Genomic DNA, 13640 nt, shown 5'->3' with positions numbered 1-13640 from the left:
GCAGAGGAACGCCATGAACATCGGTACGAAGGTCGCGCTGGCCGTCGCCGCCGCGGCCGTCTGCGTCGCGGGCGCCGTCGGCGTGCTGGTCCACCGCATCACCGCCGCCGACCAGCTCACCACCGCCCGCGCCGACCTGGACCGCCGGCTGGTCGCCGCCGCCTACGACCACGCCGCCGGCCGCGAGACCGAGGCCCGCCTCGACCCGCCCGACCTGCCCGCGCCCCTCACCCGGCTGATCGCGAAGGGGGTACGTGCGACGTACCTCCGCAGCGGTAGGCACCCCGAGCTGTGGGCGGCGACCCGGGTCTCCGACCGCACCGTCCTCGCGCTGTCGCGGCCGTACGACCGCGAGGCGGACGCGCTCGCCGCTCTCGACCGGACGCTCGCCACCGCGGGCGTCGCCGCGACCGGCGCCGTGGCGCTGCTCGGCCTCGCCCTCGGCGTACGGATGGGCCGCCGGGCCACGGCCGCCGCCCGGACGGCGGAACGTATCGCCCAAGGCGACCTCGACGCCCGCGTCCGCCCCCGCGGGCGCGACGAGATCACCCGGCTCGCCGAGTCCATGAACGCCATGGCCGACGCGCTCGGCGCCCGCCTGGAGGCCGAGCGGCGCGTCACCGCCGACATCGCGCACGAGCTGCGTACGCCGGTCTCCGTCATGGTCACCGCGGCCGGGCTGCTGCCGCCCGGGCCGGCCGCCGACCTGGTCGCGGGCGGGGTCCGCAAGCTGCACGGGCTCGTCGAGGACGTCCTGGAGATCGCGCGGCTCGACGCGCGGGTCGCCGTAGTCGAGACCGAGCACCGGCAGGTCAGCGCGATGGCGCGGCGCGCGGTCGCCGGGCTCGACGGGGTCGCGGTGCGCATCGTCTCGGACACGCTCGTGGAGACCGACCCGCGCCGGGTGGAACGTATCCTCACCAACCTCGTCACCAACGCGCTGCGGCACGGCGCGGCGCCCGTGACGGTCACCGCCGACCGCGGCCCCGACGGCCCCCTCCTGCGCGTCCGCGACCACGGCCCCGGCTTCCCGCCCGACACCCTCGCCGTCCTCACGACCTCCGGCCCCCAGCGCTTCCGCACGGCCCGCACCTCCACCGGCACGGGCCTCGGCCTCAGCATCGCCGCAGGCCAGACCCGCCTCCTCGGCGCCCGCCTCGTCCTGCGCAACCACCCGGAGGGCGGCGCGGAGGCGACCCTGTACCTGCCGGCGGGGGGTATGGGGGAGGGGTACGGGGAGGGGGTATGACGACGGGGGATACGGCGACGGGGCACGGGTACGGGGACACAGGCGCCGTAGTCCCCGTGTAGTACCGGAGAGCCACGGCGCCGCGAGCTGCCGGAACCTCGTAGTCCCCGTGTAGTACCGCAGAGCCACGGCCCCGCCACGGCCCCGCCCCCGCCCCCGCGCCCTCACCTCACCGCGGCTCCGGCGGCCTCTGCCTCGGCATGTTCGGCCGGTTCCCGTTCACCGGCGGCGGGGAGAACCGTCCCAGGTGCGGGCCGGGTGCCTCCTGGCGGGGTACGGAGGGCGCGGTCGTCTGGAGCGCCAGCGACGTGGACGCCGTACGGAACTCGATCATCCAGTCCGCCGTCTCCGTACGGACCAGGTCCGTGACGTCCTCCGAGAACCGGCGCAGCACCCCCAGGCACCGCTCGGCCGCCTCCCCGGCGGTCCCCTCGGCCGGGCCGAGCACCTCGCGGACGCTCTCCGAGGCCCAGTCGAACTGGAGCACCTGGAGCCGCCGCTGGACGGCCTGCGCGGTGGCGACGTCCCGCATCCACCCCGAGGTCAGCCCGAACGACCGGTCCACGGCGACGCAGGAGACGGCGATCAGCAGGGCGAGGTACCCCCAGGGGGACGCGCCGGACAGCAGCCCGGTCAGGTCGAGCAGCGGCAGCGCGGCGCCGACGACCGCGGACCCCGCCGCCGTACCCCGCAGGGCGCGCGCGCCGCGCCGCTTCCACCCGCGGTCGGCGAGGTACCAGGCGGCCGTCTCCAGCGCCCCCTGCTCCACCCACCGGTAGAGCTCGTCGAGCCGTACGGCAGGCTCACCCCAGTCGCCGTGCGGGAACGTCCGCCCGGTCAGATCGCCCGGCCGCAGCCCGGCCGCCCCCTCGTCCCGTCCGTCCTGAGGCGGACCCTCGGGCTGCATCTCCGGCTGCTGACCCACCCGGCACTCCCTCCTGAACCCCGTTCCCACTGCCTGACTGACACACCGGGCACGCAACGGGGCCCGCCGCGACGGGCTCCGCCGCCACGGCCCCGGCGCCACGGGACCGAGCCCCGGAGGCGCTGCCCCGGAGTCGGCCTTCAGGACTACCCCTGAAGAGCCACGCCCGGCGAGCCGCGCCCTGAAGAGCCACGCCCGACGAATCGCGCCGGAAGAGCTACGCCCCGAGAGTTACGCCTCGGGAGCTACCTCCCAAGGCCCACCCCCAGGACCCACCCCCGACCCTGGCCGAAGCCGGTGCCCGCGAAGTGGCCCCCGGCCGGCCGCGTCGCCGTATACCGCCGGACGGCACCCCGTGTGTGCCGTGACGCCCGTTGTCCGTGCGTCTGACCCTTCCTACCTCCCAATGGGTGGCGAAGAGGAAGGTTTCGCCGGTTTTACGCCCGGAAGTGGGCCTTGATCAGGTATAGGCCGTGGAGAAGACTCACTCGAAAGAGTGCCGGGGCAGCGTCCGCACAGACCACGTAGGCTCGTGCCGAGCGGGAAACCCCCCGCCCCCGACGTCGTCCGACACAGGAGCCGATGATGTTTCCCGGTGGTGGCCAGCCCAACATGCAGCAGTTGCTCCAGCAGGCCCAGAAGATGCAGCAGGATCTCCAGGCAGCCCAGGAGGAACTGGCGAACACGGAGGTCGACGGCCAGGCCGGCGGCGGCCTCGTGAAGGCCACGGTCACCGGCTCCGGCGAACTGCGCGCCCTGCACATCGACCCGAAGGCCGTGGACCCGGAGGACACGGAGACCCTCGCGGACCTGATCGTCGCGGCCGTCCAGGCGGCCAACCAGAACGCGCAGACCCTCCAGCAGCAGAAGCTCGGCCCGCTGGCCCAGGGCCTGGGCGGCGGCGGAATCCCGGGCCTGCCCTTCTGACCCGCCCCGACTCACCCACCCTCGACCCCCGCCCCTCCCGCCCCCGCCCCTCCCGCCCCCGCCCCCTACCCAGGTACTACCCGGGGACTACTTCCCCGGGACCCGACCGGTCTGTTCACGCCGGTCGCCTTTCTGGGAGGGGCACCCGGCAACTACCGTACGCACTGAAGGAACCCCAGGAAGGACGGCAGTCCGTTGTACGAAGGCGTGGTCCAGGACCTCATCGACGAGCTGGGTCGGCTGCCCGGCGTCGGTCCCAAGAGCGCGCAGCGGATCGCCTTCCACATCCTCCAGGCGGAACCGACGGACGTACGCCGCCTCGCGCACGCCCTGCTGGAGGTCAAGGCGAAGGTCCGCTTCTGCGCGACCTGCGGAAACGTCGCGCAGGAAGAGCTGTGCGGCATCTGCCGCGACCCCCGCCGCGACGCCACGGTGATCTGCGTGGTCGAGGAGCCGAAGGACGTCGTCGCGATCGAGCGCACGCGGGAGTTCCGCGGCAAGTACCACGTCCTGGGCGGCGCGATCAGCCCCATCGAGGGCGTAGGACCCGACGACCTGAGGATCAGGGAGCTCCTGGCCCGCCTCGCGGACGGCACGGTCACCGAGCTCATCCTCGCGACCGACCCCAACCTCGAGGGTGAGGCGACGGCGACGTACCTCGCCCGCATGATCAAGCCCATGGGCCTGAAGGTCACCCGCCTGGCCAGCGGCCTCCCGGTGGGTGGCGACCTGGAATACGCGGACGAGGTGACCCTCGGCCGCGCCTTCGAGGGGAGACGACTCCTAGATGTCTGACGTCACGATGCCCGACGCCACGCTGCACGCGACCGGCCGCAGCCCGGACGACTTCGCGGTCCAGATCGCCGACCAGGTGGAGAGTTTCCTGGTCGCGGTCACCGAGGTCGCCAAGGGCGACGAACCCGGTTCCGCGGTCCCGTTCCTCCTCCTGGAGGTCAGCCAACTCCTGCTGGCCGGCGGCCGGTTGGGCGCCCACGAGGACATCGTCCCGGACGAGCGGTACGAGCCCGACGCGGGCCCGGACGCCGACGTCGACGAACTCCGCGAGAACCTCGCCCGCCTCCTGGAGCCGGTCGACGTCTACTCCGAGGTCTTCGACCCGTACGAGCCCCGCAAGGCCCCGGTCCCGGCCCGCATCTCCGACGACCTCGCCGACGTCATCACCGACCTGCGCCACGGCATGGCCCACTACCGCGCGGGCCGTACGACCGAGGCGCTGTGGTGGTGGCAGTTCTCGTACTTCTCCAACTGGGGTACGACGGCCTCGGCGACCCTGCGCGCCCTGCACTCGGTCCTCGCGCACATCCGCCTCGACCAGCCCCTCGCCGAGCTGGACGGCCTCGACACCGACCAGGCCATGGGCGACGAGACCCTGGAGATCGAGGCGGGCCGCGTGATGACGGAGGAGATCGCGCAGCCGCTGGGCCTGAAGGACCCGAAGTAGGGGGTACCGGGGGTACTCCGGAGGGACATCGAGGGGTGGGCCCGGGCGGACCGCCCGCGCCCACCCCTCGGCACACCCGGGCGGAACCCGGGCGGAACTCAGATGGAGACCGCCGTCCCCGTCACCCCGATCCCGCTGCCCAGGTCGCGGGGAACCGTCACCGTGAGCCTGCTGGGCCGTCCCATGTCCACCCCCTGATGGATCGTCAACGTCGCGGGCACGTCGACCAGTTCGAGTTCCCGCAGATACCCCCCGAACGCGGCAGCCGCCGCGCCCGTCGCCGGATCCTCCACAACTCCGCCCGGCGGGAAGGGGTTCCGCGCGTGGAACACGGTCTCCGACTCCCGCCACACCAGCGCGACGGTCGTCCACGAGCGGCGGGCCATGAGGTCGCCGAGCGCCCCCATGTCGTAGTCCAGATCGGCGAGCCGGCCCCGCTCGGCGACGGCGACGACGGGGTGCCAGGCGCCGCCGTACGCCACGCGCGGCGGTAGCGCGGGGTCGAGGTCGTCGGCCTTCCAGCGCAGCGCCGCAAGCAGTTCGGAGAGGTCGTCCGGCGCCAGCTCGGCGGTGCGCGGCGGCACGCTCTCCAGCGTCGCCACGGTCGAACCCCCCTCGTCCACCGAGGTGTTGACGGGCACTTCGCCCGCCGGGGTGCGCAGCCGCAGCAGCCCCGTCCCGTGCCGGTCGGCGTGTGCGACGGCCAGTGCGATCGTCGCGTGCCCGCAGAACGGCACCTCGGCGAGCGGGCTGAAGTACCGCACGTCCAGGGCCCTTTCGGCCGAGGGCACCGCGAACGCCGTCTCGGAGTAACCGACTTCGGCGGCGATGGCCAGCATGGCCGCGTCGTCCAGCCCGGTCGCGTCGAGGACCACTCCGGCGGGGTTGCCGCCCGAGGGACCGGTGCCGAAAGCCACGTAGCGCAGAACATCCATGCGGCGACCGTACCCGGACCCCCTACCTGGGGTGTAGCCCGCTACACCCCAGGTAGGGGTGTGGGCTCTCTCGTTCCGCGCCCCGGAAGACGGGATCGTCGATCACGCAAGGTCAACCCCACCCGAGATTCCGGAACGAGGGATTTTCCATGAAGTCGCTGCTCTCCTCCCGCCCCGTCCTGTGGTTCCTCTTCCTGTTCAACCTGGTCGTAGCCGCTGCCGCACCCTTCGTGGTCGACGGCACGCAGGGGGTGATGACGGCCGTGGGCATGGGTGTCGTCTCCCTCGGCGCCGGCGTCAGCCTGGTCCGCGACCGCTCCGGCAAGCACACAGCGTGAGGGTGATCGAGTTTTGGAGAGGTCCTGGATCTCTCCTGTACGACGGCTGCACGGGCGCTAACCGGTGAAACGGGAGTCTGGAGTCACTTCCTCCACAGGAGAACCGGAAGGAAGTGAACTAGCCCCAGACGCACTGGAGTTGTGATGAACCGTCGCCGTCCTCGCCCCGTCAGCAAGAGAGCCCTCGTCATCGGTACGGCCTCGCTCGTCGTCGCCGGGACCATCGGCGCCGGCGTCAGCTTCGCCGGTCCCGAGCACAAGCCCCAGCCCAAGAGGGCGACGAAGGCGCAGATCGCGGGTCTGTTCACCACCTGGAACGCCACGCTGAGGACCGGTGACCCGGAGAAGGTCGCCGACCTCTACGCGAAGAACGCGGTCCTGCTGCCGACCGTGTCGAACAAGATCCGCACCGACCACGCCGGCATCGTCGACTACTTCGAGCACTTCCTCGCCAACAAGCCCGTCGGCAAGAAGCTCACGACGATCGTGAACGTGCTCGACGACAACTCCGCGATAGACACCGGCATTTACCAGTTCACGCTCACCGACCCGAAGACGGGCGCGAAGAGCGTCGTCAAGGCCCGCTACACCTACGAGTACGAGAAGCAGCGGGACGGCGACTGGAAGATCGTCAACCACCACTCCTCGAAGATGCCCGAAGGCTGATCGAGACGCACAGGCCACCACCGGGAGCGTCGTTCAGGGCCACCGTGCCTCCGTCGTCCGTCACGAGTTGCTTGACGACGGCGAGGCCGAGCCCCGAACCGCCCCGGCCGGTGAGCCCCTGGCCCCGCCAGAAGCGGTCGAACGCCCTCGACTTCTCCTGGTCCGACATGCCCGGTCCCTCGTCCAGGACCGACAGGACCACCGTCCGCTGGCCCGAATCCCAGCGGGCGGTGCCCCACTTGACGGTGATGGTGCCACCGTCCGGCGAGACCTCCAGGGCGTTGGAGAGCACGTTGTCCAGCACCTGGTCCAGGTGACCGGGGGCGGCCAACACGAGCGGCCGGTCGTCGACACTTCCCCCCACGAGCGCGATGGTGACTCCGCGCTCGTCGGCGGCCGGCCTCCACACCGCCAGTCGTTCGTTCACGATCTCGGCAAGTGGCAGCGGTTCCGCGGCAGTTACCTTCGCCTCGGCCCGCGCGAGCACCAGCAGACCGTTGACCAGGCGGCTCATGCGGACGACTTCCGCGGTCGCCTGCTCGACGTCCTCGCGGACGAATTCGTCGTCGACGCCGTCGGCGATGTTGTCGAGCGAAAGCCTCAACGCCGTGAGTGGTGTGCGGAGTTGGTGCGAGGCGTCCGCGACGAAGATGCGCTGCGAGGCGATCAGCGTGTCGAGCCGCTCGCCCGCCTGGTTCAGGGTGCGGGCGAGCGTCCGGGTCTCCTGGGGGCCCGTCTCAGGGGTACGGGCCGTCAGGTCGCCGTCGCTGAACTTGGTTGCCATGTCGTTGAGTTGGCGCAGCGGCCGGGTGAGCCGGCGGGCCACCACGGCGCCGATCACGGCGGCCACACCGAGGACGGCGGCGGCGAGTCCGGCCCGGAAACCCCAGATGTTCCACAGGCGGTTGGTCATGCCGTGCGTCGAGTAGACGATCCGTACGGCGCCGACGACCTCGCCGCGCGCCTTCGCGGGGACGGTGATCGTCAGTTCGTCGCCCCAGATGAAGTCCGAACCCCAGTCGGTGGTGTCCTTGCCCCGGTCGAGCGCCCGCTCCAGGGCCGCGCCGGCCTCCGGGCGGGGCAGCGGGGCCGCGCAGTCGGCGGTCGCCGTGACCTGGACGTCGTCCTCGGTCTCCTTGGCGTACGCGCGGGCGAGCTGGGTCAGCGCCTGGCAGGACGCGGTGTCGCCGTTGCTGAGCAGCACCGCCATCGTCGTCGCCTCCCGCTTCACGGACAGCTCGGTGTCGTCCCGGAGCTGGTTGGTGAGGGTGAAGGCGACGGGGAAGGTGAACAGGCCGATCGCGCCGGCGACGAGGAGTACGTAGCTGAGGATGAGCTGGCGGATCATACCGAGGTATCCCCCGGGGCACCCGTACCCGTGCCCGTAGTACCTGTAGTACCCGCACTACCTGTAGTACCCGTACCACCGACGATCTCCAGCCGGAACCCCACCCCGCGTACCGCCTCGATGGTGATGGCTCCCGCCAGTTTCCTGCGCAGCGCCGCCACATGGACGTCCAGCGTCTTCGTCGGCCCGAACCAGTTCGCGTCCCAGACGGCCTCCATGATCTGCTCCCGGGTCATCAGCGCCCCCGGCTCCTCGGTGAGGAAGGCGAGCAGGTCGTACTCCTTGGGAGCCAGCGACACCTCCTCCCCGTTGAGCCGGACCCGCGCCGCCTTGCGGTCGACGGTGAGGCCGGGACCGTACCGGTCGGGCCCCGCCTCGGCGGGCGTACGCGGCTGGACCCGCCGCATGACGGCCCTTATCCGCGCGATGACCTCCCGCACCCCGAACGGCTTGGAGACGTAGTCGTCGGCGCCGAGTTCGAGCCCGACGACCCGGTCCGTCTCGTCGCTGCGGGCGCTGATGACGATGATCGGTACGTCGCTGCGGGCGCGCAGCGCCTTGCAGACGTCGAGTCCGTCGGTGTCGGGCAGCCCGAGGTCGAGGAGGACGACGTCGTGGGGGTCGGAGTGGGCGAGCGCGGCGGCGCCGGTCATCACCCAGTCCACCTCGAAGCCGTACCGCTTCAGCCCGCGCCGCAGGGATTCCGCGACGGGCTCGTCGTCTTCCACCAGAAGTACGCGCACAGCGGCACCCTAGTGCTTGAAACTTAATTCACAGCAATCACGCGCGTAACGCGTAGTACCTGGGTACTAGCTCTCACGGACCAGAACGGACCAGACCGGAAACGAGCGTCGGATATCTCACCATGCGATACCCCGGAGGGGGAATTCGGACGCTCGTTAGACTGACCGGTGCAATCGACCAACTGAGCGAGGAGCGCACGTGGGCCTTGTCGTGCAGAAGTACGGAGGCTCATCCGTAGCCGATGCCGAGGGCATCAAGCGCGTCGCCAAGCGGGTCGTGGAAGCGAAGAAGAACGGCCACCAGGTGGTCGTCGTCGTTTCCGCGATGGGCGACACGACGGACGAGCTGATCGATCTCGCCGAGCAGGTGTCTCCGATGCCCGCCGGGCGTGAGTTCGACATGCTGCTGACCGCCGGAGAGCGGATCTCCATGGCCCTGCTGGCGATGGCGATCAAGAACCTGGGCCACGAGGCCCAGTCCTTCACCGGCAGCCAGGCAGGCGTCATCACCGACTCCGTCCACAACAAAGCCCGGATCATCGACGTCACGCCCGGCCGCATCCGCGAGTCGCTCGACAGGGGCAACATCGCGATCGTCGCCGGATTCCAGGGCGTCAGCCAGGACAAGAAGGACATCACCACGCTCGGCCGGGGTGGCTCCGACACCACGGCCGTCGCCCTCGCCGCCGCGCTCCAGGCCGAGGTCTGCGAGATCTACACCGACGTCGACGGCGTGTTCACCGCCGACCCGCGCGTGGTGAAGAAGGCCCGCAAGATCGACTGGATCCACTTCCAGGACATGCTGGAGCTCGCGTCGTCCGGCTCCAAGGTATTGCTCCATCGGTGTGTGGAGTACGCCCGCAGGTATGACATCCCGATCCACGTCCGCTCCAGCTTCAGCGGTTTGCAGGGCACGTGGGTCAGCAGCGAGCCGCTCGCTGCGAAGACACAGCAAGGGGACCAGAAGGTGGAGCAGGCCATCATCTCCGGTGTCGCGCACGACACCTCCGAGGCCAAGATCACGGTCGTCGGCGTGCCGGACAAGCCGGGCGAGGCCGCCGCGATCTTCCGGACGATCTCGGATGCCGAGATCAACATCGACATGATCGTGCAGAACGTCTCCGCCGCCGCGACCGGGCTGACGGACATCTCCTTCACCCTCCCCAAGTCCGAGGGCCGCAAGGCGATCGACGCGCTGGAGAAGAACCGCGCCGGGATCGGCTTCGAATCCCTGCGCTACGACGACCAGATCGGCAAGATCTCGCTGGTCGGCGCGGGGATGAAGACCAACCCCGGCGTCACCGCCGACTTCTTCACCGCGCTGTCCGACGCGGGCGTGAACATCGAGCTGATCTCGACATCCGAGATCCGCATCTCGGTCGTCACCCGCGCCGACGACGTGAACGAGGCCGTCCGCGCCGTCCACTCGGCGTTCGGTCTCGACTCCGACAGCGACGAGGCCGTGGTCTACGGCGGCACCGGACGATGAGCGGAGGCTCTGTCCGATGACCGTGCGACCGACGCTCGCGGTCGTGGGAGCGACCGGGGCCGTCGGCTCGGTCATGCTCACGATCCTCTCCCAGCGCGCCGACGTCTGGGGCGAGATCCGTCTCGTCGCCTCCCCGCGCTCGGCCGGCCGCAAGCTGACCGTGCGCGGGGAGGAGACCGAGGTCGTAGCCCTTTCGGAGGAGGCGTTCGACGGGGTCGACGTCGCGATGTTCGACGTCCCCGACGAGGTCGCCGCGCGCTGGGCGCCGGTCGCCGTCGCGAAGGGCGCGGTCGTCGTCGACAACTCCGGCGCCTTCCGGATGGAGCCCGACGTACCCCTCGTCGTACCCGAGGTGAACCCGCACGCCGCCCGGGTCCGCCCGCGCGGCATCGTCTCCAACCCCAACTGCACGACGCTGTCGATGATCGTCGCCCTCGGCGCGCTGCACGCCGAGTTCGGGCTGCGGGAGCTGGTGGTCTCGTCGTACCAGGCGGTCAGCGGGGCGGGCCGGGAGGGCGTCGAGACGCTGCGCCGGCAGCTGGCGCAGGTCGTGGGTGGCTCCGGGGCAGGGGGAGACCTGGGTACTACCCCTGGAGATGTACGCCGGGTGGTGGGGGACGACACCGGGCCGTTCGCGGCGCCGATCGCGCTGAACGTCGTCCCGTGGGCCGGGTCGCTCACCGAGGACGGCTGGTCCTCCGAGGAGCGCAAGGTGCGGGACGAGTCCCGCAAGATCCTCGGGCTGCCGAAGCTGCCGGTCGCCGTCACCTGCGTACGCGTCCCCGTCGTCACCACCCACTCGCTCACCGTGCACGCCCGCTTCCAGGACGAGGTCACGGTCGCCGGTGCCCGCGAGATCCTCGCGACCGCGCCGGGCGTCGTGCTGTTCGACGACCCCGCGGCAGGCGAGTTCCCCACCCCGGCGGACGTGGTCGGCACGGATCCCACCTGGGTGGGACGGGTACGACGTGCCCTCGACGACCCGACCGCGCTCGAACTCTTCGTCTGCGGCGACAACCTCCGCAAGGGCGCGGCCCTCAACACCGCGCAGATCGCGGAGCTCATCGCGGCCGAGTGGACGCCCCGAACCTCGCCGGGATCTGGCCCGGAGGGAAAAGCCGCTGGCCAGAGCGGGGCGGCTTTGTAGGATCCACGTCAGGACTGTGAGCCGGAAGACGGTCGCGCCGCCTTGTCCCCGGGCGGGTCGGCGTTCGAAGATTTTTCTCCCCGCACACCGCAACCGAGCGGCGTACGGGGAGCGTCTTTGCGGTCACCCTTCCCGGGTGCGCAGGCGTGTGACCACGGGCTGTAGCTGTCGTAAGCCTGTGGACGGGCGTGGGGACGCCCGTTTCGTATGGGGACACTTCCTATGGGACATAGGGAACATAGGGGAAGAGCGGGACGTATGAGGGTAGATCAGGGGGCGCTGGCCGGCAGACGGCCGACCGCGCGACCCGGCGGGACCGGCGCGCGCGCCGGTGGAGAAACGATTCAGGCGATGCCGCCGGCGGCACCGGGGACGGGGGAGTCCTACGGGTATGACGTACCTGAGTACGACACGCGCTCCGTGCCGTGCGGAAAAGTGACGGCCGACACGTACAACCCCGCCCGGGGTACACGTGTCCAACTGACGTGGCAGAGGTACTCGACTTCACAGCGGCGACCGGTGGCGCGGCGCTGCGTCCGCCCCGCCGGACCGCCCGCCCCCGCGTCGCCGGGGCGCCCGGCGGCCTGCCGGTGATCGCGCCCATGCCCGCGACGCGGCCCACCCGCATCCCCGGCCCGCGTGCCGACGCCGCCGACACCGTGGCCGCCGGTACGACCGTCGACCACCTCACCGAGACCTACCGGGCGCACTACCGCTCCCTCCTGGGTCTCGCCGCGCTCCTCCTCGACGACACCGCCTCCTGCGAGGACGTCGTCCAGGAGGCGTTCATCCGCGTCCACTCGGCGCGCAAACGCGTCCGCGACCCCGAGAAGACGCTGGCCTACCTGCGCCAGACCGTCGTCAACCTCTCCCGCTCCGCCCTGCGCCGCCGCATCCTCGGCCTGAAGCTCCTCTCCAAGCCGATGCCGGACATGGCCAGCGCGGAGGAGGGCGCCTACGACCAGCTGGAGCGCGACTCCCTGATCAAGGCGATGAAGGGCCTCCAGCGCCGCCAGCGCGAGGTCCTGGTCCTGCGCTACTTCGCCGACATGACCGAGGCCCAGGTCGCCGAGACCCTCGGCATATCCCTCGGCTCCGTCAAGGCGTACGGCTCGCGCGGCATCGCGGCGCTGCGTACGGCGATGGAGGCGTCGGCGTGAGCGGGGAACCGGACCGGGACGGTACCCCTCTGGAGGGACGGGGGGACTACCTGGGAGGTAGCCACCCCCCGTACGACACGGGCGGACCGCCGCCGTCGTACGGGACCGAACCGAAGCAACCACACGCTGGGAACAGGACTGTGAACCACCACCTCGACGACCAGGGCCCGGACGGGCTCGACTCGGACGAGCTGGAGCTGCGCCGCATGCTGCACCGGGCGGTGGACGAGATGGCGCCGCGCGACGGCGCCCTCGACCACCTGCGCCGGGCGGTCCCCGCGCGCAAGGCCCGCAAGCGGCAGGCGATCGTGGGGGTGGCCGCCGCGGCCCTGTTCGCGGGGGTCGCCGTCCCCGCGCTGATGACCGTCTCCGGCGTCGGCGAGACCGCGCACCCCGCCGTCGCGGGCCAGGCGTCCCAGACCGGTGGCTCCACCGAGGGAGGCAAGAACCCCGACGGGGGCTCCGCCGGGAAGGTCGGCGAGTCCACCGGAGGTACTACGGGTACGGGGTCCGGGGAGTCCAAGGGGACCGGCGCCGGCAAGCCGACCCCGGGGGCCGCCGCCTCCAGCGGTACGGGGCCCTCCGCATCGCCGGGTCCGACCGCGCCCGCCTGCGCCGCCGACCAGCTGGGCTCGGCGACCTCGACGGTGGACGGGCCGGATTCCACGGGCGTGGTGTACGGCACGTTCCGCGTCGTCAACGTCTCCACCACGAGCTGTACGGTCGCCGGGTCCGTCGCGCTCTCCCCCGCGGTGCAGGGCGCCGCCGACGCCGCGAAGGTCGGCGTCACCGAGCACACCGCCGGTGACGCCGCCGCCGCTCTGCCGGACCCGTCCCTGTACGTCACGCAGTTCGCGCTGGCGCCGGGGTCCGCGTACGACGTGAAGTTCGCGTGGGTGCCGTCGGCCTCGTGCCCCTCCGACGGGGGGACCACCGGGGGGAGTACCACAGGGGGAGACACCGGGTCCTCCCCGTCGCCCTCGCCGTCGCCCTCCGAGCAGACGACCAGCACCAGCAGCGGTACCACGGGTACGAGTCCGCAGCTGATGCGGGAGGACGGGGCCACGACCGCCGAGGGCAGTGTGTCGGTGACCTACACGGCCGACGCGGGGTCGCCGTCGGTCACGGCGACCGTGCAGGGCGCGTGCGCGGGGACGATCTACCGGACGGGTGTGCTGGCGTCGTCCTGAGGTGGGGTGAGGTGAGCGGGGTCGGTAGGGGGGCCGGCTCCGAGGGGCCGGTGGTGTGAGG

The 13640-nt window shown here is 71.5% G+C and carries 14 protein-coding genes; 10 read left to right on the top strand and 4 right to left on the bottom strand.

Going from position 1 to position 13640, the window contains the following annotated elements; translation table 11 throughout:
* Window positions 1–13: 13 nt before the first annotated feature.
* Entirely contained in the window at window positions 14–1249 is a 1236-nt protein-coding gene (locus PV682_RS37615) for a HAMP domain-containing sensor histidine kinase (RefSeq protein ID WP_319736262.1), read from the top strand.
* A gap of 169 nt (window positions 1250–1418) precedes the next feature.
* Here the strand turns inward: PV682_RS37615 and PV682_RS37610 are convergent, their stop codons facing one another.
* On the bottom strand, window positions 1419–2156 hold the full coding sequence (locus PV682_RS37610) for an SLATT domain-containing protein (protein WP_407705810.1): 738 nt from the start codon (window positions 2154–2156) through the stop codon (window positions 1419–1421).
* A 603-nt stretch (window positions 2157–2759) separates the two neighbouring features.
* Between PV682_RS37610 and PV682_RS37605 the strand changes: the two genes are divergently transcribed.
* From PV682_RS37605 to PV682_RS37595, 3 genes are all read left to right on the top strand, one after another.
* Window positions 2760–3101, top strand: a complete 342-nt coding sequence (locus tag PV682_RS37605) for a YbaB/EbfC family nucleoid-associated protein (RefSeq protein WP_319736249.1) — start codon at window positions 2760–2762, stop codon at window positions 3099–3101.
* Between the two features lie 195 nt (window positions 3102–3296).
* Window positions 3297–3896 (top strand): recombination mediator RecR, encoded by a 600-nt coding sequence (recR, locus tag PV682_RS37600; RefSeq protein ID WP_055724474.1) that lies wholly within the window; start codon window positions 3297–3299, stop codon window positions 3894–3896.
* A 7-nt stretch (window positions 3897–3903) separates the two neighbouring features.
* Window positions 3904–4563, top strand: coding sequence for a DUF5063 domain-containing protein (locus tag PV682_RS37595; RefSeq protein ID WP_319736312.1), 660 nt, complete (start codon window positions 3904–3906; stop codon window positions 4561–4563).
* Window positions 4564–4661: 98 nt separating this feature from the next.
* Here PV682_RS37595 and PV682_RS37590 read toward each other — a convergent pair whose 3' ends face one another.
* The gene (locus PV682_RS37590) at window positions 4662–5498 is read right to left on the bottom strand and encodes a PhzF family phenazine biosynthesis protein (protein ID WP_319736238.1); all 837 of its coding nucleotides are present in this window, start codon (window positions 5496–5498) and stop codon (window positions 4662–4664) included.
* A gap of 149 nt (window positions 5499–5647) precedes the next feature.
* Between PV682_RS37590 and PV682_RS37585 the strand changes: the two genes are divergently transcribed.
* Together PV682_RS37585 and PV682_RS37580 are read left to right on the top strand one after the other, a co-directional pair.
* On the top strand, window positions 5648–5836 hold the full coding sequence (locus PV682_RS37585) for a hypothetical protein (RefSeq protein WP_319736233.1): 189 nt from the start codon (window positions 5648–5650) through the stop codon (window positions 5834–5836).
* A 144-nt stretch (window positions 5837–5980) separates the two neighbouring features.
* A complete protein-coding gene (locus PV682_RS37580; RefSeq protein WP_319736232.1) occupies window positions 5981–6502 on the top strand; it encodes an SgcJ/EcaC family oxidoreductase in 522 nt (173 codons plus the stop codon).
* Here the strand turns inward: PV682_RS37580 and PV682_RS37575 are convergent.
* Together PV682_RS37575 and PV682_RS37570 are read right to left on the bottom strand one after the other, a co-directional pair.
* On the bottom strand, window positions 6468–7850 hold the full coding sequence (locus PV682_RS37575; RefSeq protein ID WP_319736230.1) for a HAMP domain-containing sensor histidine kinase: 1383 nt from the start codon (window positions 7848–7850) through the stop codon (window positions 6468–6470). The two genes, PV682_RS37580 and PV682_RS37575, sit on opposite strands and share 35 nt — an antisense overlap.
* Window positions 7847–8593, bottom strand: a complete 747-nt coding sequence (locus PV682_RS37570; protein ID WP_319736229.1) for a response regulator transcription factor — start codon at window positions 8591–8593, stop codon at window positions 7847–7849. Before PV682_RS37570 ends, PV682_RS37575 begins: the two co-directional genes overlap by 4 nt.
* A gap of 199 nt (window positions 8594–8792) precedes the next feature.
* Between PV682_RS37570 and PV682_RS37565 the strand changes: the two genes are divergently transcribed.
* The 4 genes from PV682_RS37565 (at window position 8793) to PV682_RS37550 (ending at window position 13579) form a co-directional block, all read left to right on the top strand.
* Complete coding sequence (locus tag PV682_RS37565) at window positions 8793–10082, top strand: aspartate kinase (RefSeq protein WP_055724480.1); 1290 nt, start codon at window positions 8793–8795, stop codon at window positions 10080–10082.
* A 16-nt stretch (window positions 10083–10098) separates the two neighbouring features.
* Window positions 10099–11229, top strand: a complete 1131-nt coding sequence (locus tag PV682_RS37560) for an aspartate-semialdehyde dehydrogenase (RefSeq protein WP_319736227.1) — start codon at window positions 10099–10101, stop codon at window positions 11227–11229.
* Window positions 11230–11714: 485 nt separating this feature from the next.
* Window positions 11715–12389, top strand: coding sequence for a SigE family RNA polymerase sigma factor (locus tag PV682_RS37555; protein WP_206301558.1), 675 nt, complete (start codon window positions 11715–11717; stop codon window positions 12387–12389).
* A gap of 140 nt (window positions 12390–12529) precedes the next feature.
* On the top strand, window positions 12530–13579 hold the full coding sequence (locus PV682_RS37550; RefSeq protein WP_319736225.1) for a hypothetical protein: 1050 nt from the start codon (window positions 12530–12532) through the stop codon (window positions 13577–13579).
* Window positions 13580–13640 lie beyond the last annotated feature (61 nt).

Origin of the sequence: Streptomyces niveiscabiei, from assembly GCF_033794345.1 — a bacterium.
Lineage (GTDB): Bacteria > Actinomycetota > Actinomycetes > Streptomycetales > Streptomycetaceae > Streptomyces > Streptomyces niveiscabiei.
The sequence above is the reverse complement of the archived record's forward strand: the minus strand, read 5'-3'. Positions and strand labels throughout refer to the sequence as shown.